The following is a 17,427-nucleotide window of genomic DNA, read 5'->3' as shown; positions in this document are numbered from 1 at the left end:
CATGTGGGACGTCGTCGGGAAGCTCGTGGACGACCCCTTCAGCCGGTGGGTCGCCCTCGTGATCTTCGCCGTCGTGCTCGCGGTGCTCGTGTTCCTGTACCTCCGGAAGCGGTTCCGGGCGCTGGGCGAGGACCTGGGCGTGGTGAAGCACGAGGTCAAGAACGACCACAAGACGAACCTCCGGGTCGAGTCCGACGAGCGCCACGAGGAGAACAGCGGGAAGCTCGACACCGCGCTCCGGATGATCGCGACCATGCAGGAGTCGCTGGGCCGGGTCTACGACAAGGCCGAAGCGATCGAGCAGTCGGTCGGGGTGCTGGCCGGCCGGGTGACGACGCTGGAGGACACGACCCCCGGGCGCCCGTTCCAGGCCGGCCGGCACCGCGACGGCTAGAGGTCCGCGAGCGTCGGTAGGTCTTGGACTCCCAGACGCTTCAGCTCTCCGCGGCTCTCGAATTCGTCCACGATCGCGTCGAGGTACTTCGCGGGGATGATGTGTCGGCTGTCGTTCAAGATGCTCACGGGCTCGAACCCGTCAGCCTTCACGACGTTCAGAATGATGTCGTCGAGGTCCCACCAGCCGGCCTGCCGGTTCGCGCCAGTCGCGAATGCGATCACGAAGTCCGGCGAGTACCACCCGCGCTCCTTCAGGAACTTCCGTGTTGGGCCGTCGTACTTCCGCGCGGGCTTGCGTTCGATGCTCGTCACGACTCGACTCCCGTCGATCGGTCGAGGTTGGTCCGGTTGATCCAGTGCCCGCGAGGCCGTCCAGCGGGGCAGAAGTAGTCGAGTTGCCGGTGACTGGACAGCGAGAGCCGCGGATCGCTTCGCTCCGCAAGGGAGACGGGGACATGGTGGGTGGGGCAGAGAGTTTCGCTCATGTCCGCAGTCTCCACACGACCACCGATACCGCGGGTAACGTTTCGGTAACTGAGGTCTAACGGTGACGACACGCGGTGGAGTTCCGCTTCAACAACTGACCCGTGGCTGCGCACGAGCACTTCGGGGTCGGCGCCTGCCGGTTCGATTGAATCGTCAGCATCGGCGGTACCGTTGCGCCATGACGTACACGGTCGACTTCGTCGATGTCTCCACGACAGGCCTCGAGACCTCCCCGGTCGCCGAAGCGCTCGCCGGCCTCCGCGCGAACGAGGCCCGGTACTACAAGAACAAGTACGACCACGTGTTCGTCACGAGCACCGCGGGCGAGGCGCCCGAGGTCGTGGCGTACGTGGCGAAGGTGCTCGACGACGAGCGCGGCATCGTGATCGCGTCGCCGGCACTCGAGGTCTCCGCCTTCGAGGTCGGGGGACTCCGCATGGCCTACGTCTTCTACGAGTCCGGCCTTGCGATCAACGTGATGTACGCCATCGAGGACGGTGGCAAGCGTGCGGTCGGGTTCAAGCTCTCGCTCGGGATGGACGTGCCCGAGGAGCTGTCGGCGTTCAAGTTCGCGCGGCAGCGGTCGAAGCTCGCGGGCGAGATCCGCGGCTCCTACTTCGTCGTCAAGGGCACGTACTGATCAGCGGTTTCGCGCCGGTCAGCCTCGGAGCGTCAGGATCTCGGCGCCGTCCTCGGTGATCGCGATCGTGTGCTCACTGTGCGCCGTCCGTGCGCCCGTCGCGCTCCGGAGGGTCCAACCGTCGTCGTCCGTGACGAGGACGTCAGTGTCCGCCATCACCCACGGTTCGAGCGCGAGCAGGAGCCCTGGTCGGAGCGTGTAGCCGCGTCCGGGGCGGCCGTCGTTCGCGATGTGCGGGTCGCCGTGCATGGTCGAGCCGACACCGTGGCCGCCGAACTCCAGGTTGATCGGGTAGCCGGCCTCGTGCAGGACCGCACCGATCGCCGACGACAGGTCGCCGATCTTCGCGCCGGGCACTGCGGCGGCGATGCCTGCGGCGAGGGCCCGCTCGGTGGTCTCGATCATCGCGAGGTCTTCCGGCACCGCTGCCCTCCCGACGACGAAGCTGACGGCGGAGTCCGCGACGACGCCGTCGAGCGAGACCGCGAGGTCGAGCGTCAGCAGGTCTCCGTCGCGGAGCACCTGGTCGCGGGGGAGCCCGTGCAGGACCGCGTCGTTCACCGATGTGCAGATGTAGTGGCCGAAGGGACCCCGGCCGAACGACGGCGCGTAGTCGACGTAGCAGGACTCCGCGCCGGCCTCGAGGATCATCGCCTTCGCCCACCGGTCGATGTCGAGGAGGTTCGTCCCGACCTGCGCCCGCCCCTGGAGTGCGTGCAGGATCCGGCCGACGAGGGCACCGACGGCTCGTGCGCGGTGGAGTTCGTCCGGCGTGAAGATCTCGATCATGTGCTGCGTTCCGTCCGTGCTGCCAATAACTATCCCGGCAAGACTATACCGGTACTAGTATCGGTCGCATGGTCCGCCTGCCGCTCACTCCCGCTGACGTCGAACGCGGTCAGCGCCTCGGTGCACTGCTCCGTCGGGCTCGTGGTGAGCGGTCGATGCTCGAGGTCGCGATCGACGCGGGAGTCTCGCCGGAGACGTTGCGGAAGATCGAGACCGGTCGCGTGGCCACTCCGGCCTTCCCGACGATCGCCGCGATCGCGGACGTCCTCGGGCTCTCCCTCGACGAGGTGTGGACCGAGATCAGCGCTGCGTCGCGCTCTGCACTCGCCTCCTGACGGTCAATCGATCACCGCGAGGATGACCTGCGGTATCCGTTGTTCGATCACGTCCCAGACGATCTCCGCGCGTGCGGAACGGTAGTCGTGCGACAGGATGTTCCGAGTCTTGCGGACCGCGGCGAGTGACAGCGCGGATGGCAGCCGTGCCGCGCGGTCATCCGGAAGCCGACCGAGCAAGTCGTCGAAGTGGATGATCACCGCTTCTGCTGCCCGGTAGGTGAGGCTCCGTGGTGCGCTGAAGGCATCGCGTCCGAGCTCGACGATCTGTGCGCACTCGGAGAGCAGGTCCACGAAGATCTCCTGGAGTGCGGGCCAGCGGTCGGGCGCCGCGGAGTCGGTTCCGGCGCCGACCCGCGGTCTCCTCGTGAAGGAGCCGGTCACAGGGGGACCGCTTGGTCTCGGACGTGGGAGAAGTGCTCGTCGAAGGTCTGGTCCTCGGTGAGGATGTCGACCTCGAACCCGGTGAGCTGCTCGACCGCATCCGCGAAGCCCCCGAGGTCGAACAACGATGCCCCCGGCTCCAGCGACACGAGCAGGTCGATGTCGCTGTGCTCGTTGTCCTCGCCGCGGACAGTCGATCCGAACACGCGCACGTTCGACAGGTGGAACCGTCCTGCCTCTGCACGGATCACATCAGCGAAGAGCTCCAAGGGAATGCTCGGCCGCAGGCGGGCTGCGGTCAGGAGTCGCTGCAGTGTCTCCGGTCGCGGACGCTTCCGTCCGCTCTCGTACGCCGAGATGGTCGGCTGCTGCATGCCGGCGGCGCGTGCGAGGTCCGTCTGGGACATGCCGATGTCCTCACGAGCGAACTTGATGAGCTCAGATGACCGGTCGAGCAACATACGCGCCTCCCTATAGCCGAGGACTATATCCGACCGAAACTGCCGGAGTGCCGCCGGATGCAACCGTCGCGGAAGATCGAGACCGGTCGTGCCCCAGCCCTCGCTGGGGATGCGACAGTACGTACACGTTTGCGCTGCGCTTTCGCCTGCGTGATGTCGCCCCGAGGCATTCGTGCGCATCGAGCGACATCCCGCTGCCGAATGCGTTGCGCAATTGGCTGGGGGTTGTCGCTTTCCTCGCCGAGACCCGAACCGCCGCACCGCCGCACACGCACACCCGCCGGCCCGGAGCGCAGCGCAGCGCAGCCCACCCCACCTCATCCACCGAACGCATCCACTGGGCGTGCACGGAACCGCCGTGCATACCGTCACGTGGGGAGGTGGAACGTGAAGTACATCAACTACGACGGCAGCGTCATCATGACCGGCGACCTCATCGCCGAAGCGCTCGCTGACTACGCGGCGGTACTCGGAGCGAACGGGCGCACGGACACGGTCCACGTGCCCACGGTCGGAGCGGACGGCGCGATCGAGACGACGACGGTGCTGGTTGGCCCCGCGAGTGAGCTCGTCCTGACTCCGGCGCCGGAGGACGAACTCGACCTGGAGGACCAGGCGTTCATCCGGCGGCTCCGCGACGCCGCAGCGGGAGCGGGCCCCGATCGCCCGCTCAACGCCGACGGCCGGACTCCGTTCGAAGGAGCCGACGGCCCCTGAGCCGCGGTGGCTACCCCGATCGCATCGAGACGCCCCACGAACGACGAAACGCCGCCGGAATCGGCGGCGTTTCGTGTGTTCAGCGGCGTCTCGTGGCCAATGAGGTGCCAGGCGTCAGGCCGCGAGCGCGAGCTCCGAACGACGGATGCTCGCCGCCTGGAGCAGGGTGCGGCTCGACTCGCCGAGCCACGGGCGGCCGGGGACGGTCCAGCCGGCCTCGCCGTCGACCTCGACACGCGTGCCGGGGGTGACGAAGAGGTCGAGCACGTCGACGGGCACGCGCACGAGGTACTCGCGCTGGGTGCCGGCGTCCCGCACGGGGAACTCTGCGATGCGGTCAGGGGAGATGACGGGTGCCGCGGTGGCGGTCCCGAGGATGGTGATTCGTTCGTTGCTGGTCATGGTTGTTGCTTTCTCGTCTTCTGGCGGCCCACGCTGCGGTCCGACGGACGACTGAGTCGCGTCGGTCGCGTGTGTTGGGCACGCGCACGTCGGCATTCGACGTGCTGCTCGGCCTGGTCCGGAGTACGGACGTGCGGCGGAGCGGTGGTCTCGTGGGAATGCGACTCGGGTGAGTCGGCTTCGAGACGGTTCGGTGTGCGCGAGTCAGATGGGTTCGCTGCAATTCACCAAACAAGAACTCTACACGACGTCCCGCAGGAAGTCCATCCACCGATCGTCACCGGCAAGGACGTTGCCCGATCGGTCGAGCCGAGCCGCCGCCGACCCGGGCTTGCGCACGGCCTGATCGTGGACGAGCGCGTGGAACGACCCGGAGAAGTCGAGCCGCGGAACGGCCGCCGTGACCGCGCGGAGATCGGCGGGTGACCAGCGCGGGAAGCCGGCGCCGGAGACGTCGAGGGAGGTGGCGACCTCGAGCAGGTGCCCCTCGAGGTCGAGTACCGGGTCGACGGAGGGCCACATGTGCCGCTCGATGACCTCGCCGACACGACGGGCTCGTTCGCCGCTCCAGCCCGCACCGACTGCGAACACGCTGCCGACGGCGCCGCCCGCGTCCTCGAACGGGACGGTGTGGGCGTCGAAGGACTGCGTCACGCCGAGGTCGTGCAGCATCGTCGCGACGAAGAGCAGCTCACGGTCCGGGTCGAGCGACTCCGCCGTGGCCAGCAGGGATGCCCACGCCCACGAGCGCAGGCAGTGGTTGACGAGCGCCGGCGCGCACCAGGCACGCGCGACCTCGAGCGCCCGTGCGGCGACGGGTGACGGGGGAGTGAGCAGCGCGTCGACATCGAGACCCATGGGCCGACCGTACCGGTCACACATCGGACGGGAGGCCCGTGGCGACTCCGCCACGGGCCTCCCGTCCGTCTGCTGGTTCAGTTCAGGGTCGGGGTGTCCTCCGGCACGACGCCACCGTCGTACAGGTCGGTCGCCAGGTCGCGGAGTGCTCGGAGCGCGACGCGCTGGGTGAGCGGCCCGTAGGAGATGCGGGCGACGCCGAGTGCCTCGTACTCGGCCGCGGGCAGGGCGCCGGGCAGGCCGATCACGGAGAGCTTCCCGCGGCCGAGTCCCTCGACGAGCCGCTCCACGACGTCACGCTGGATCGCACCCGGGACGAACACGAGCGGTGCGCCGGCGTCCAGGAACGCCTTGCCGCGGGCGATCGCGTCCGCGATGCTCTCGTCGATCGGGCGGTCCCCGCCGCGGGCGATGGCGTCCGTGCGGGCGTTCAGCTGGAACGGCACGCCCTCCTGCTCCGCGGCCTTCGTGATGGCGGCGACACGGGCGACGGCCTCGTCGAACGGGCGGAGGCGGTCCTCGACGTTCGCGCCGACGATGCCGAAGCCGATCGCACGACGGATCGTCTCCGCCGGGTCCTCGTACCCGTCGTCGAGGTCGGCGGACACCGGCAGGTCGACGGCCTCGGCGACGATCCGGGCGCCCTGGAGCGCCAGGTCGAGGGGCATCCCGCCGTCCTCGTACCCGTAGGACGCGGCGATCGAGTGCCCGGCGGTCGCGATGGCCCTGGTCTCCGGCAGCGCCGCGAGCGTCTTCGCGCTGATCGCGTCCCACACGTTCACGACGCGCAGGATCTCGGGTGCCTGGTGGAGGGTCTGCAGCGTCGACGCCTTGTCGGCGGTGCTGCTGCTCGTTGTGCTGCTGGTCATGGGACCGACAGTAGGCCGACGGGGTGGCCACCGGCCCCAGCGCGGGCCGCAGACGACGTTCGATGACATCCGGACTCGCGCCGCGCCTCCCGGTCGGTGCATCCTGAGGGCATGGCGAACGACGAGGAGGACCCGGTCGGCACGCTCCGCGGGGTCCGGACGAGCATCAAGTGGACGCGGTACGCGCCCGACGTGCTGCCCCTGTTCGTCGCCGAGATGGACCACGAGGTCGCTCCGGAGATCCGGCAGGCGCTCGTCGAGCGCGTGCAGCAGTCCGACCTCGGGTACCTCGACGGGCCGGGCCCGCTCGCACCGGCCTTCGCCGCGTTCGCCCGGGATCGCTGGGGCTGGGACGTCGACCCCGCCCGCGTGTACCTCGCCACCGATGTCAGCGTCGGCATCGTGGAGACCTTGCGGCTCGCGCTGCCCGACGGCGGCCGCGTCGCGATCACCCCGCCGGTGTACCCGCCGTTCTTCGAGCTCATCGAAGAGGCCCGATGTCAGGTGGAAGAGGTCCCGCTCACGGAGCGCTGGGGCGTCTACCGGCTCGACCTCGAGGGGCTCGAGCGTGCCTTCGCCTCCGGCGTCCGCGTCTTCCTGCTCTGCAACCCGCACAACCCGATCGGGCTCGTCCACGACCGGTCCGACCTGGAGGCCCTGGCCTCGCTGGCCGCGAAGTACGACGTGCTCGTCGTCTCGGACGAGATCCACGCGCCGCTGACCCACCCGGGCGTGCAGTTCACCCCGTTCGCGTCGATCGCTTCCGAGGCGGGGGCGCGGAGCGTCTGCGTCACCTCGGCGAGCAAGGGGTGGAACCTCGCCGGCGTGAAGTGCTCCGTCATCGTCGCCGGCGACGCCGCGACCGCCGAACTCCTCGACACCCTCTGGGAAGAGGTTGCCTGCCGGACGAGCATCCTCGGGCTGCACGCGAACCTCGCGGCGTTCTCGCTCGCCGTCGGGTGGCTCGACGACGTCATCGACCGGATCGTGGCGAACGACCGGCTGCTCGCGAAGCTCCTCGCCGAGCACCTGCCCGGCGTCGTGTACGCACGGCCGCGCGCGGGGTACCTGGCGTGGCTCGACTTCCGCGGGATCGGTCTCGGCGACGACCCGGCCGTGCAGCTCCGGGAGCACGCGTTCGTCGCGCTGAACTCCGGGGTGCCGTTCGGGTCCGAGGGGCGGGGCTTCGCCCGCATCAACCTGGCGTGCTCGCCGGACACCCTGCGCGAGGCGGTGCTGCGGATCGCGGCGGCCTACCCGTCGAGCGCGCAGGAGGCCGTGGTCTGGCACGTCGCCTGACCGCGGCGCGCTGAGGGGCGAGCGGGCCGTCAGGCGTCGAGGTACTGGTTGCGGCCGACGACCCGGATGTGGATGTCGACCTCGCGGGACGGCACCTCTTCGGTGAGGGCCACCCATTCACGTGCGACGAAGCCCACGGCGGGCCAGCGGGTGACCTGGGTCACGAGGAACCCGTCGATGAACACCTGCCACATGCCCTCGTCGCGGACGGCCTGGACCTCGTGCGTCGCCATGCGCCGAGCGTAGCAAGCGCACCCGCGGCGGGGTCAGCCGACGCGCTTGGCGTAGAACCGCAGCAGCGGCGTCTCGCCCGACGGCTTCGACCAGTCCGCGAGCCCGGTGCCGGTGAGCCGCCAGCCGCGCCGCTCGTAGAGGCGCCAGGCAGCGGGTGTCTCCTCCGTGACGTCGAGCCGGATGTGCGGACCCGGCGCGAACCGCTCGGCGGCGTCGAGCAGGCCGTCGGCCAGCCCGCGGGAGCGGTGCGAGGGATCGACGAAGAGCCGGGTGACCTCGGGCATCCGCCCGGGGCCGGGGACGGCGATGCCGACGTGGCCGACGATGCGGTCGTCCTCGACCGCGACCCAGGCGCCGAGGAGGCCCTCGGGGCAGAGCCACGCGCGCGGGTCGTCGGGCCAGGTGGCCGGGTAGCCGTCGGTGTGGACGCGCCAGAGCACCTCGACGAGGGTGTCCAGGTCGGCGTCGGTGCGTTCGGTGATCCGCATGTCCTCAGGCACTGTCGGCCGACTCCTGCGATCCGTCAGCAGGACGGTCGGATCGGTCGTCGAAGAAGTCGGCGGCGCGGAACGCGAACAGCAGGATCGAGACGAGGGACCCGACGACGAACCAGACGATGTCACCGCTGGTCGGACTGGCGACGGCGGTGCGTCCGAAGAGCAGTCCGATCGCGATGACGAAGTTCGCCATGCCCCAGACCACGTTCGTCCGTGCGGACGAGTACCGGCCGAACGGGGTGCGGAACACCAGCCCCGCCGAGCCCGCCACGAAGTGCGGCATGCCGTTCAGCAGTGCCAGCCCAGCGACGGCGAACAGCACGACCCCGACGATCCCCATGCGCTCACCCTACGGGCTGGACGAGCCAGAGGGACGGCCGAGCCCGGGGGACGGCCGAGCCCGGGGGTGGTCAGAGTTCGAGCGCCATGGCGACGTCGGCGCGGACGTACGGGCTCGCATGCCGTTCCTCGGGGCCGAGGTGCCGGAACCCGGTGGTCTCGTAGAGGTGCACGGCGCTCGCCAGCGCGGAGTTCGTCTCGAGCACGAGCCGTCGCGCACCCACGGCGCGGGCGCGGTCGATCGCGTACTGGATGAGTCGACGGCCGGTGCCGTGACCCTGGTGGTCGGCCGCGACGGCCATCTTCACGAGCTCGTACTCGCCGTCGCCGTCACCGACGGGCATGATGCCGACACACCCGACGACGGCATCGTCCATCCGGGCGACGAAGACCGCGCCGCCGGGTTCGACGATCTGGCCGACGGGGTCGCCGAGGAGCTTGCGGTCCTCGTCCTCGAGCGTGAAGAAGCGTTCGATCCACGCTTCGTTCAGTGTCCGGAAGGCGTCGGCGTCGGCGGCCGAGGCCATGTCGCTGATGGTGACGGATGCGGTGTCGGGCATGGTCCCATCCTCGGTCCACCACGAAGTCACGTCCAATACTCGTTCGCGACCATCGATACGCTGGATGCATGGATCACCCGGACGTCGACCTCCGCCAGCTCCGCGCGTTCCTCGCGGTCGCCGACGCGCTGCACTTCGGCCGCGCGGCCGAGGCCCTGCACATCGCCCAGCCCGCGCTCTCGCAGCAGATCCGGCGCACCGAGCGCGCGCTGGGCGTCGACCTGTTCGCCCGGACGTCCAGGAGCGTGGCGCTGACACCGGCAGGGCGCGTGCTCCAGGGCCGCGCGCGCTCGCTCCTCGCCCAGGTGGAGCGGGACCTCGACGAGGCAGTGCGGGTGGGGCGCGGGGAAGCCGGTCGGCTCGACGTGGGCTTCGTCGTCTCGGCGCTGCCGCTCGGCCCGATCGAGCGCGTGCAACGGTTCCGGGAGCGCCACCCGCTGGTCCGCGTGGAGCTCACCGAGGGCTACACGTCCCGGCTCCTCGCGCGCATCGTCCGCGGCGAGCTCGACCTGGCGATCGTCCGCGACCCCGACCCGACCGAGGGCGTGCGGCTGCGGCCGTTCCGGAGCGAGCCGTTCGTCGCCGCGGTCCCGCTCGGGCACCGGTTCGCCCACCGGGCCTCGATCGCGGGGTGGGAACTGCTCGACGACCCGTTCGTGTTCTTCCCCGCCGAGGCCGGGGCCGTCGCGACCGAGCGGAACCTGGCGCCGGTGGTCCGGGACGGCCGGGTGCCCGATGTCGTGCAGGAGGCAACGACCTGGGCGACGGTGCTCCACCTGGTCGGCGCTGGTCTCGGCGTCACAGTTGCTCCGGCGAGTGCGACCCTGGCCGCGCCCGAGACGGTCGTGCTCCTGCCGCTCACGGGGGAGCACCGCAGCGAACTCTGCTGGGCGGCGCGTGCCGACGACGACCGCGAGATCCTCCGTAACTTCGTCGCCGCGGCGGACTGAGCGGCACCGCGGACCGGCCGACCGGCGGACCGGCTGACCGGCGCCCCGGCTACACCGGCAGGACCGGTGCGCGGTGGTCGCCGAGCTCGTCGACGCGCCACGGTCGTGCCCCGGTGAGCGCGAGCCCGAGCTGCGTCAGCGCGAACGACACGTGCGGCTCGACGTCCGGGTCCCACGGCCCTTCGACCCCGATCCCGAACGCCCCGAGTTCATCATCGGCCTCATCGTGCAGGGCGAGGCGCCAGCGCCCGTCACCCTGTTCCTCGACGACGACCCAGCGTGCCGTGCTGAAGCGTCCGGTCACGCCGTCTTCATGATGTCGGCCGTGAAGTTCTGGACACGCTGCAGCAGGGCCTCGCCGCGCATCGCGATCGTCGCCGGCGGGTTCAGGTGGGGCGGCGCGGTGCGGATGAGGAGCGGGCAGCCGAGGTCCTCGCAGATGTAGGTGCCGATCGTGTTGCCGTTCCGGCCGGACTCACCGGCACGCGCCGCGGAGAACAGGCGCACCTGGGTCGCGGGCTGCGGGGAGTGGCAGAACGAGCACATCGCGGCGATCCCGGGGCGGAGCGATCCACCGGCGGAGCGCACGACGATGCCGACGGCTCGTCCGTCGATCCAGGACACGATGTACCCGCGGCGCGCGGCCTGCGGGTCCCGCCAGCCGAGGAACTCGCGGTCGTCCCAGAGCATCTCGTGGAGTCCGGGGATCGGGAGCTGCGCGAGTTCGTCCTGGGTGGCGTTGACGAACGACGAACGGATGTCTGCTTCGGTCAGTGGCTTCACGGTGAGAACACCATATGCCTCGCCTCCGACAGGTGTCCGTTCACCTCAGCCGGGAGGCTCGGATCGCCGCGAGCGCGCTCGTCTCGTCCGCCACCAGCACGGCCCGACGCACCGCGTCACGTCCGATGCGGCGTGCGGCCGCGTCGTCGGCCGCGAACTCGACGAGGACGCGCGTCGAGCGCGCCATGGCGCGTGCACCCGGGATCCACGGGACCGCGCGCTCGATCGACTCCGCGACCGCGACGACGGCCGCGTGGCGCTGGTGCAGGTGCGCTCGTTCGTGGGCGACCACGGCCTCCAGTTCGTCCGTCCGCAACCGGTCTGCGAGACCGGAGCTGACGAGGACGCCACCACTTCGCCCCGGCACTGCGCAGGCCAGGGCGTGTTCGGCCTCCACCACGGCGACGAGGGTGCCGTCGATCTCCCGGTGCGGGGCGGCACCGGAGCGCATCGCCTCCTTGACGGCCCGGTGCTCGGAACCGGGGCGGACCCGCACGGCGATGACGAACGCCAGGACTGCGATGAGCGCGACCCCGATGTTCAGGCCGTGCGAGGGGGAGTCGCCGAGCGCGAACGGATCGGTGACCGGCCGGTTCGCCGTCACCACGAGCGTGATGCCCGCGACGAACCCGAGCGCGCCGAGGACGACCGCGAGCGACCACGAGACCAGCGCGGTGCGCGGCCGGTCGATCGTCCAGGCGGACCTCGTCAGGATCCGTGGCGCGAGGGCGACGACCGCCAGCGCGAGCACGATGAGGACGACGCCGGTGACCACCACGGGAGGGGGACCGTCAGGAGCGGGCGCGGGCGTCGAGGGCGCGGCGGAGGACGTCGAGGTCGTCCGAGGCCAGCGAACCCGTGAACTGGAGGAGTGCGGCTTCCCGGTCGGAGGCGGCCGCCAGAGCGGTCGACATCAACGACGCGGTCTGCTCTTCACGCGAGTGGGTGGCACGGAACGTCAGTGCGGCGTCCGCGTGCTCCTGCCGTTCCACCGCGCCCTTGCGGCCCAGGCGGTCGAGCACGGTGAGGACGGTCGTGAGTGCGGGACGGGGTTCCGGGAAGGCATCCAGCACCTGTCGTGCCGTCAGTCCGCCGTCGGCGGACCAGAGCGCATCGAGCACCGCCTGCTCGAGCTGCCCGCGGGGGCGCTGTCTCTGTCCTGCCACGTGGCCACTCTACGAGATGTCGAACCGGTGGCACGGTTCACATGCCCGTAACGCGATCTCGGTAAGATCTCCGCGGACAACAGAACATCGAGGCCGATCACCCGCCGCGGGAGACGCCGCCCGCCGTCGCTCGCCGACGGCCGAGCGGCACCGAAGGAGCATCCTCCCCGCCAATCTCTCAGGTCCAACACCGCAGCGGACAGGCCACTCTGAAAAGCAGACGCCCGTGCTCCATCGGGGCCGGTCGTCTCGCCCACGGTGAAAGCCGCGGACCTCACGGGCCGCGGTGAAACTCTCAGGCCCATGACAGAGGGGGAGTTCCACCCGGCGATCGTCGTCGGGTGCCGCCCGGCGCTGGCCGGGCCCTGCGCACGCCAGGAGAACTCCGCAATGTCCTCATCCCTCCGTTCGTCCCCGCTCGAAGCGGCGCACGAGTCGGCCGGTGCCACGTTCACCGACTTCGCCGGCTACCGCATGCCGGTCCGGTACTCGTCCGACCTCGCCGAGCACCACGCCGTCCGCCAGGCCGCGGGTGTCTTCGACCTCTCGCACATGGCGGAGATCGGCGTCACCGGCCCCGACGCCGTGGCCTTCCTCGACCACGCGCTCGCCGGGGCGTTCGGCGCGATGACCGTCGGCCGCGCGAAGTACTCGCTCCTGCTCGAGGAGACGGGCGGGATCCTCGACGACCTCGTCGTCTACCGGGTGTCCGAGCACTCGTACCTCGTCGTCGCGAACGCCGCCAACCGTGCCGTCGCCGTGTCCGCGCTGCAGGAACGCGCCGCGGGCTTCGACGTGCAGGTCAGCGACGACTCCGACACCACCGCGCTCGTCGCGATCCAGGGCCCCGCGGCGGCCGGGACGCTCGACGAACTCGTGGTGGAGGACCGGCTGCAGCCCGAGTCGCCGCTCGACGAGCTCCGCTACTACCGGGTGCTGCACGCGATGTTCGACGGCGCCGAGGTGCTCGTCGCCCGGACCGGGTACACCGGCGAGGACGGCTTCGAGATCTACAGCGACCCCGACGTCGCGCCGGCGATCTGGGACGCGCTGCTCGACGCCGGTGCGCCGCGTGGCGTGGTGCCCGCCGGGCTCGCCGCGCGCGACACCCTGCGCCTCGAGGCCGGGATGCCGCTCTACGGGCACGAGCTCACGGTGTCCACCCGCCCGGCGCAGGCCGGACTCGGCCGGGTCGTCGCGAAGGACGGGGCGTTCGTCGGTTCGTCGGGTGTCGAACCCGCGGACGACGCCCCCGTGCTCGTCGGCCTCGTGATGGAGGGCCGCCGTGCCGCCCGCGCCGGGTACCCGGTACTGCTCGACGGCACGGTCGTCGGCTCCGTGACCTCCGGCGCGCTCTCGCCGACGCTCGGGCACCCCGTCGCGATGGCGTTCGTCGACCCGTCCGCGGCCACCGGGGGACAACTCCTCCACATCGACGTCCGCGGAACGGCCATCCCCGCCACCGTCACCGCGTTCCCCTTCTACCGCCGCCCCGCGAAAGGCTGATCCCCATGACCGACCAGACCGCTCTGCAGTACACCAAGGACCACGAGTGGCTCCTCGTCGAGGGTGACGTCGTCACCGTCGGCATCACCGACCACGCCGCCGAGCAGCTCGGTGACGTCGTCTACGTCGAGCTGCCCGCCGTCGGCACCACCGCGACCGCCGGGGACCAGCTCGGTGAGATCGAGTCGACCAAGAGCGTCGGTGAGCTCTTCGCCCCCATCGAGGGCGAGGTCATCGAGGTCAACGACGCCGTCGTCGACGCCCCCGACACGGTCAACCAGGACCCGTTCGGCGCCGGCTGGCTCGTGAAGATCAAGGTCGAGGGCACTTCCTTCCCCGAGGACCTGATGGACCACGACGCGTACCGGGCGTCCATCGCATGACGGACACCGACCTGAACCTCCAGACCACGTTCGCGGACCGGCACATCGGGACCACCCCGGCCGACCAGCGCGTCATGCTCGAGACCGTCGGGCACAGCTCGCTCGATGAACTCGTCCGCGCCGCGATCCCGGCCGCGATCCACGCGGCACCCGTCGCGTCGTCGTCGATCCCGGCGGCGATCGGCGAGACCGAGGCGCTCGCCGAACTCCGCACGGCAGCGTCCCGGAACACCGTCCACCGCGCGATGATCGGCCTCGGGTACTACGGCACCCACACGCCCGCCGTGATCCAGCGCAACGTGCTCGAGAACCCGAGCTGGTACACGGCCTACACGCCGTACCAGCCGGAGATCTCGCAGGGGCGCCTCGAAGCGCTCATCAACTTCCAGACGATGGTCGCCGACCTGACCGGCATGGCCACGGCCGGCGCCTCGATGCTCGACGAGGGCACGGCCGTGGTCGAGGGCATGCTCCTCGCCCGGCGCGCGTCCAAGGTGAAGGGCGACGCGTTCCTCGTCGACACCGACCTGCTGCCGCAGACGCGCGCGCTGCTCGAACACCGCGCGGGGGCCGTCGGCATCACCCTGCGTGCGTTCGACGCCGTCGCCGGACCGTCCGACGACCAGCTCGACGGGGCGTTCGGCGTGGTGCTGCAGTACCCGGGCGCCTCCGGACACGTCGTCGACCCGTCCTCGACCATCGAGCGCGTCCACGCGGGCGGCGGGATCGCTGTGGTCGCGGCGGACCTCCTCGCGATGACGCTCCTCGCGAGCCCGGGCGACCTCGGCGCGGACGTCGCCGTCGGCACGTCACAGCGCTTCGGCGTCCCGCTCGGCTTCGGCGGCCCACACGCCGGGTACCTCGCCGTGCGCGCCGGGCTCGAGCGCCAGCTGCCCGGCCGCCTCGTCGGGGTGTCCTTCGACGCTGCCGGCGGGATGGCCTACCGGCTCAGCCTGCAGACCCGCGAGCAGCACATCCGCCGTGAGAAGGCGACCTCGAACATCTGCACCGCGCAGGTGCTCCTCGCCGTGATGGCCTCGATGTACGCGGTCTACCACGGGCCCGAAGGGCTGCGGTTCATCGCGAACCGCGTGGCCCGCACGGCGACGGCGCTCGCCGATGCCGCTCGTGCCGCCGACGTGCGTGTCGTCCACGACGCGTTCTTCGACACCGTCACGCTCAGCATGCCCGGGCGGGCCGAGGCGGTCGTCAGCGCTGCCCACGACGCCGGCTACCTGCTCCACCTCGTCGACGCCGACACCGTGCTGGTCTCCGTCGACGAGACGACCACGCCCGACGACGTCCGTGTGCTGGCGAGCCTCCTCGCCGGTGGCACCGGTCCGGACCAGCGTGCGGTCGAGACCGCCGTGGCGGACGCGACCCCGAGCCTCCCGTCCGACCTGCTGCGGCAGAGCGAGTACCTGACGCACCCCGTGTTCAGCTCCCACCGGAGCGAGACCCGGATGATGCGCTACCTCAAGCACCTCGCCGACAAGGACTACGCGCTCGACCGCGGCATGATCCCGCTCGGCAGCTGCACGATGAAGCTCAACGCCGCGACCGAGATGGCGGCGGTGACCTGGCCGGAGTTCGCGAACATCCACCCGTTCGCCCCGCGCTCCGACGTCGAGGGCTACCTCGGCATGATCAGCGACCTCGAGACCTGGCTCGCCGAGGTCACCGGGTACGACACCGTCTCCGTCCAGCCGAACGCCGGAAGCCAGGGCGAGCTCGCGGGGCTCCTCGCGATCCGCGGGTACCACCGGTCCCGTGGCGACGAGGCCCGAACGGTCTGCCTCATCCCGTCGAGCGCGCACGGCACGAACGCCGCGTCGGCGGTGCTCGCCGGCATGAAGGTCGTCGTGGTCGCCTGCGACGAGAACGGCAACGTCGAGCTCGCGGACCTCCGCGCCCGCGTGGCCGAGCACGCCGACGCACTCGCCGCGCTGATGATCACGTACCCGTCGACCCACGGCGTGTACGAGCACGACATCCGCGAGATCTGCGACGCGGTGCACGACGCGGGCGGTCAGGTCTACGTCGACGGGGCGAACCTCAACGCACTCCTCGGGCACGCGCGGTTCGGGGACTTCGGCGGCGACGTCTCGCACCTCAACCTGCACAAGACGTTCTGCATCCCGCACGGCGGCGGCGGCCCGGGCGTCGGTCCGGTCGCGGCGAAGGCGCACCTCGCGCCGTTCCTGCCCGGTCACCCGATGGCCCAGGACGAGGACCGCCGGCCGGGGTCGACCTCGGGCGGGCGCTTGGCGCACGCCGGCGGTCCCGTCTCGGCGGCGCCGTACGGCAGCCCGAGCATCCTCCCGATCACCTGGACCTACGTCCGCATGATGGGGCTCGACGGCCTGACCCGTGCGACGGAGACCGCGGTGCTCGGGGCGAACTACATCGCCGCACGACTCCGTGACGCCTTCCCGGTGCTCTACACGGGGGAGTCCGGCCTCGTCGCGCACGAGTGCATCCTCGACCTCCGGCCGCTCCGCGACGCCACCGGCATCACCGTGGACGACGTCGCGAAGCGCCTGGTGGACTACGGCTTCCACGCGCCGACCATGTCGTTCCCGGTCGCCGGCACGCTGATGGTGGAGCCGACCGAGAGCGAAGACCTCGCCGAACTCGACCGCTTCGTCGACGCGATGCTCGCCATCCGCGCCGAGGCCGCCGCCGTCGAACGCGGGGAATGGCCCGCGGACGACAACCCGCTCGTCGGGGCGCCGCACACGGCCGCGTCGGTGATCTCGGGGGAGTGGACGCACGCCTACACGCGGGAGCAGGCGGTGTACCCGCTGCCGGGCATCGCGGAGCGGAAGTACTGGCCGCCGGTGCGCCGCATCGACCAGGCGTACGGGGACCGCAACCTGGTCTGCGCGTGCCCGCCGATCGAGGCGTTCGCGTAGGCCGCAGCCGCAGCCGCAGCCGCAGCCGCAGCCGCACGACCACGGAAGGCCCGGAGCCCCTCGGCTCCGGGCCTTCCGCGCGCCCGGTGCGGGCCGCCGATGTCGCTGCGCAGCCCGGGCTTCCGGCGCCCGCCGACCCCGAACGACATGGTCGCTGTCGTACGACGACCACTTCGTCACCGGTTGTGCCCGCCGGTACTTGCGTGCGCGTTCGGACGACATGGTCGTTGTCGTACGACAGCGAGGTCGTCGTTTCGAGTCCGCCCGCCGCCCGCCCCGCCGCCCGCCCCGCCCGCGCCGCCCGCCCCGCGCCGCCCGCGCCCGCCCCGCCCGCCCCGCCCCGCGCCAGTGGAGCGGTCCGTTTCGTCCAGGGGATGGATCGTTGCGTCCAGCGACCGCACAGCCCACCCACTGCACCGGGCGAGTCACGCCAGTGACGGCGCGGCAGCGCGCCCGCG

The 17,427-nt window shown here is 71.1% G+C and carries 24 protein-coding genes and 1 riboswitch; of the genes, 9 read left to right on the top strand and 15 right to left on the bottom strand.

What is annotated here, in order from left to right; translation table 11 throughout:
* The first annotated feature begins 1 nt into the window (after position 1).
* A complete protein-coding gene (locus EDF24_RS11995) occupies positions 2-394 on the top strand; it encodes a DUF2746 domain-containing protein (protein ID WP_123654150.1) in 393 nt (130 codons plus the stop codon).
* Here the strand turns inward: EDF24_RS11995 and EDF24_RS11990 are convergent.
* Positions 391-708 (bottom strand): hypothetical protein, encoded by a 318-nt coding sequence (locus EDF24_RS11990; RefSeq protein WP_123654149.1) that lies wholly within the window; start codon positions 706-708, stop codon positions 391-393. The genes EDF24_RS11995 and EDF24_RS11990 overlap by 4 nt on opposite strands.
* 352 nt (positions 709-1,060) lie before the next feature.
* Here EDF24_RS11990 and EDF24_RS11985 point away from each other — a divergent pair, with 352 nt between their 5' ends.
* Positions 1,061-1,522, top strand: coding sequence for a phage tail protein (locus EDF24_RS11985; RefSeq protein WP_123703105.1), 462 nt, complete (start codon positions 1,061-1,063; stop codon positions 1,520-1,522).
* Between the two features lie 18 nt (positions 1,523-1,540).
* Here the strand turns inward: EDF24_RS11985 and map are convergent, their stop codons facing one another.
* Entirely contained in the window at positions 1,541-2,311 is a 771-nt protein-coding gene (gene map / locus EDF24_RS11980) for a type I methionyl aminopeptidase (RefSeq protein WP_123703103.1), read from the bottom strand.
* Between the two features lie 68 nt (positions 2,312-2,379).
* On the opposite strand from map, the gene EDF24_RS11975 reads away from it, so the two are divergent.
* Positions 2,380-2,646: a helix-turn-helix domain-containing protein gene (locus EDF24_RS11975; RefSeq protein WP_123703101.1), complete on the top strand. Its 267-nt coding sequence runs from the start codon at positions 2,380-2,382 to the stop codon at positions 2,644-2,646.
* A gap of 3 nt (positions 2,647-2,649) precedes the next feature.
* Here the strand turns inward: EDF24_RS11975 and EDF24_RS19190 are convergent, their stop codons facing one another.
* Both EDF24_RS19190 and EDF24_RS11965 read right to left on the bottom strand, forming a co-directional pair.
* Positions 2,650-2,940: a HepT-like ribonuclease domain-containing protein gene (locus tag EDF24_RS19190; protein WP_185021649.1), complete on the bottom strand. Its 291-nt coding sequence runs from the start codon at positions 2,938-2,940 to the stop codon at positions 2,650-2,652.
* 86 nt (positions 2,941-3,026) lie between these two features.
* Positions 3,027-3,491, bottom strand: coding sequence for a helix-turn-helix domain-containing protein (locus EDF24_RS11965; protein ID WP_123703097.1), 465 nt, complete (start codon positions 3,489-3,491; stop codon positions 3,027-3,029).
* A 387-nt stretch (positions 3,492-3,878) separates the two neighbouring features.
* On the opposite strand from EDF24_RS11965, the gene EDF24_RS11960 reads away from it, so the two are divergent.
* Positions 3,879-4,208 carry a hypothetical protein gene (locus tag EDF24_RS11960; RefSeq protein WP_123654143.1) on the top strand — a complete coding sequence of 110 codons (330 nt, stop codon included), beginning with the start codon at positions 3,879-3,881 and terminating at the stop codon, positions 4,206-4,208.
* 114 nt (positions 4,209-4,322) lie between these two features.
* On the opposite strand, the gene EDF24_RS11955 is transcribed toward EDF24_RS11960, so the two are convergent.
* The 3 genes from EDF24_RS11955 to EDF24_RS11945 all read right to left on the bottom strand — a co-directional run bounded on the left by EDF24_RS11955 (position 4,323) and on the right by EDF24_RS11945 (position 6,337).
* Positions 4,323-4,610, bottom strand: a complete 288-nt coding sequence (locus EDF24_RS11955; protein WP_123654142.1) for a hypothetical protein — start codon at positions 4,608-4,610, stop codon at positions 4,323-4,325.
* Between the two features lie 240 nt (positions 4,611-4,850).
* Entirely contained in the window at positions 4,851-5,468 is a 618-nt protein-coding gene (locus tag EDF24_RS19185) for an HD domain-containing protein (protein ID WP_185021648.1), read from the bottom strand.
* A gap of 77 nt (positions 5,469-5,545) precedes the next feature.
* On the bottom strand, positions 5,546-6,337 hold the full coding sequence (locus EDF24_RS11945) for an isocitrate lyase/phosphoenolpyruvate mutase family protein (protein WP_123703095.1): 792 nt from the start codon (positions 6,335-6,337) through the stop codon (positions 5,546-5,548).
* 111 nt (positions 6,338-6,448) lie between these two features.
* Here EDF24_RS11945 and EDF24_RS11940 point away from each other — a divergent pair, with 111 nt between their 5' ends.
* A complete protein-coding gene (locus EDF24_RS11940; RefSeq protein WP_123654140.1) occupies positions 6,449-7,636 on the top strand; it encodes a MalY/PatB family protein in 1,188 nt (395 codons plus the stop codon).
* A gap of 29 nt (positions 7,637-7,665) precedes the next feature.
* Here the strand turns inward: EDF24_RS11940 and EDF24_RS11935 are convergent, their stop codons facing one another.
* The 4 genes from EDF24_RS11935 to EDF24_RS11920 form a co-directional block, all read right to left on the bottom strand.
* Positions 7,666-7,869 carry a hypothetical protein gene (locus EDF24_RS11935; RefSeq protein WP_123703093.1) on the bottom strand — a complete coding sequence of 68 codons (204 nt, stop codon included), beginning with the start codon at positions 7,867-7,869 and terminating at the stop codon, positions 7,666-7,668.
* A 33-nt stretch (positions 7,870-7,902) separates the two neighbouring features.
* Positions 7,903-8,358, bottom strand: a complete 456-nt coding sequence (locus tag EDF24_RS11930) for a GNAT family N-acetyltransferase (RefSeq protein WP_123703091.1) — start codon at positions 8,356-8,358, stop codon at positions 7,903-7,905.
* 4 nt (positions 8,359-8,362) lie between these two features.
* Positions 8,363-8,707: a hypothetical protein gene (locus tag EDF24_RS11925; RefSeq protein WP_123654137.1), complete on the bottom strand. Its 345-nt coding sequence runs from the start codon at positions 8,705-8,707 to the stop codon at positions 8,363-8,365.
* A 70-nt stretch (positions 8,708-8,777) separates the two neighbouring features.
* A complete protein-coding gene (locus tag EDF24_RS11920; protein ID WP_123703089.1) occupies positions 8,778-9,266 on the bottom strand; it encodes a GNAT family N-acetyltransferase in 489 nt (162 codons plus the stop codon).
* A gap of 68 nt (positions 9,267-9,334) precedes the next feature.
* Here EDF24_RS11920 and EDF24_RS11915 point away from each other — a divergent pair, with 68 nt between their 5' ends.
* Positions 9,335-10,216, top strand: coding sequence for a LysR substrate-binding domain-containing protein (locus EDF24_RS11915; RefSeq protein WP_123703087.1), 882 nt, complete (start codon positions 9,335-9,337; stop codon positions 10,214-10,216).
* A gap of 49 nt (positions 10,217-10,265) precedes the next feature.
* Here the strand turns inward: EDF24_RS11915 and EDF24_RS11910 are convergent, their stop codons facing one another.
* Genes EDF24_RS11910 through EDF24_RS11895 form a run of 4 tightly spaced genes read right to left on the bottom strand, consistent with a single transcriptional unit; the run spans position 10,266 to position 12,165 of the window.
* On the bottom strand, positions 10,266-10,520 hold the full coding sequence (locus EDF24_RS11910) for a hypothetical protein (protein WP_123703085.1): 255 nt from the start codon (positions 10,518-10,520) through the stop codon (positions 10,266-10,268).
* Entirely contained in the window at positions 10,517-10,999 is a 483-nt protein-coding gene (locus tag EDF24_RS11905; RefSeq protein ID WP_123654133.1) for an FBP domain-containing protein, read from the bottom strand. Before EDF24_RS11905 ends, EDF24_RS11910 begins: the two co-directional genes overlap by 4 nt.
* A gap of 40 nt (positions 11,000-11,039) precedes the next feature.
* Positions 11,040-11,777 (bottom strand): M56 family metallopeptidase, encoded by a 738-nt coding sequence (locus tag EDF24_RS11900; RefSeq protein ID WP_123703083.1) that lies wholly within the window; start codon positions 11,775-11,777, stop codon positions 11,040-11,042.
* 13 nt (positions 11,778-11,790) lie between these two features.
* Complete coding sequence (locus EDF24_RS11895; RefSeq protein ID WP_123654131.1) at positions 11,791-12,165, bottom strand: BlaI/MecI/CopY family transcriptional regulator; 375 nt, start codon at positions 12,163-12,165, stop codon at positions 11,791-11,793.
* A gap of 199 nt (positions 12,166-12,364) precedes the next feature.
* A riboswitch (glycine riboswitch) is annotated at positions 12,365-12,485 on the top strand.
* Between the two features lie 70 nt (positions 12,486-12,555).
* Between EDF24_RS11895 and gcvT the strand changes: the two genes are divergently transcribed.
* Genes gcvT through gcvP form a run of 3 tightly spaced genes read left to right on the top strand, consistent with a single transcriptional unit; the run spans position 12,556 to position 16,969 of the window.
* On the top strand, positions 12,556-13,671 hold the full coding sequence (gcvT, locus tag EDF24_RS11890) for a glycine cleavage system aminomethyltransferase GcvT (RefSeq protein WP_123703080.1): 1,116 nt from the start codon (positions 12,556-12,558) through the stop codon (positions 13,669-13,671).
* 5 nt (positions 13,672-13,676) lie between these two features.
* Complete coding sequence (gcvH, locus tag EDF24_RS11885; RefSeq protein WP_123654129.1) at positions 13,677-14,054, top strand: glycine cleavage system protein GcvH; 378 nt, start codon at positions 13,677-13,679, stop codon at positions 14,052-14,054.
* Positions 14,051-16,969, top strand: a complete 2,919-nt coding sequence (gcvP, locus tag EDF24_RS11880; protein ID WP_123703078.1) for an aminomethyl-transferring glycine dehydrogenase — start codon at positions 14,051-14,053, stop codon at positions 16,967-16,969. The genes gcvH and gcvP overlap by 4 nt, the downstream gene beginning before the upstream one ends.
* Positions 16,970-17,427 lie beyond the last annotated feature (458 nt).

Source organism: Curtobacterium sp. PhB130, assembly GCF_003755165.1.
Taxonomy (GTDB): domain Bacteria; phylum Actinomycetota; class Actinomycetes; order Actinomycetales; family Microbacteriaceae; genus Curtobacterium.
This window is presented reverse-complemented; position numbering and strand designations above follow the sequence as displayed.

Bases quoted from the DNA above. Each gene is read 5' to 3' on its own strand.
- EDF24_RS11995 (WP_123654150.1), top strand. From the start codon at position 2: ATGTGGGACGTCGTCGGGAAGCTCGTGGACGACCCCTTCAGCCGGTGG.
- EDF24_RS11985 (WP_123703105.1), top strand. From the start codon at position 1,061: ATGACGTACACGGTCGACTTCGTCGATGTCTCCACGACAGGCCTCGAG.
- map (WP_123703103.1), bottom strand. From the start codon at position 2,311: ATGATCGAGATCTTCACGCCGGACGAACTCCACCGCGCACGAGCCGTC.
- EDF24_RS11975 (WP_123703101.1), top strand. From the start codon at position 2,380: ATGGTCCGCCTGCCGCTCACTCCCGCTGACGTCGAACGCGGTCAGCGC.
- EDF24_RS11965 (WP_123703097.1), bottom strand. From the start codon at position 3,491: ATGTTGCTCGACCGGTCATCTGAGCTCATCAAGTTCGCTCGTGAGGAC.
- EDF24_RS11955 (WP_123654142.1), bottom strand. From the start codon at position 4,610: ATGACCAGCAACGAACGAATCACCATCCTCGGGACCGCCACCGCGGCA.
- EDF24_RS19185 (WP_185021648.1), bottom strand. From the start codon at position 5,468: ATGGGTCTCGATGTCGACGCGCTGCTCACTCCCCCGTCACCCGTCGCC.
- EDF24_RS11945 (WP_123703095.1), bottom strand. From the start codon at position 6,337: ATGACCAGCAGCACAACGAGCAGCAGCACCGCCGACAAGGCGTCGACG.
- EDF24_RS11940 (WP_123654140.1), top strand. From the start codon at position 6,449: ATGGCGAACGACGAGGAGGACCCGGTCGGCACGCTCCGCGGGGTCCGG.
- EDF24_RS11935 (WP_123703093.1), bottom strand. From the start codon at position 7,869: ATGGCGACGCACGAGGTCCAGGCCGTCCGCGACGAGGGCATGTGGCAG.
- EDF24_RS11930 (WP_123703091.1), bottom strand. From the start codon at position 8,358: ATGCGGATCACCGAACGCACCGACGCCGACCTGGACACCCTCGTCGAG.
- EDF24_RS11925 (WP_123654137.1), bottom strand. From the start codon at position 8,707: ATGGGGATCGTCGGGGTCGTGCTGTTCGCCGTCGCTGGGCTGGCACTG.
- EDF24_RS11920 (WP_123703089.1), bottom strand. From the start codon at position 9,266: ATGCCCGACACCGCATCCGTCACCATCAGCGACATGGCCTCGGCCGCC.
- EDF24_RS11915 (WP_123703087.1), top strand. From the start codon at position 9,335: ATGGATCACCCGGACGTCGACCTCCGCCAGCTCCGCGCGTTCCTCGCG.
- gcvT (WP_123703080.1), top strand. From the start codon at position 12,556: ATGTCCTCATCCCTCCGTTCGTCCCCGCTCGAAGCGGCGCACGAGTCG.
- gcvH (WP_123654129.1), top strand. From the start codon at position 13,677: ATGACCGACCAGACCGCTCTGCAGTACACCAAGGACCACGAGTGGCTC.
- gcvP (WP_123703078.1), top strand. From the start codon at position 14,051: ATGACGGACACCGACCTGAACCTCCAGACCACGTTCGCGGACCGGCAC.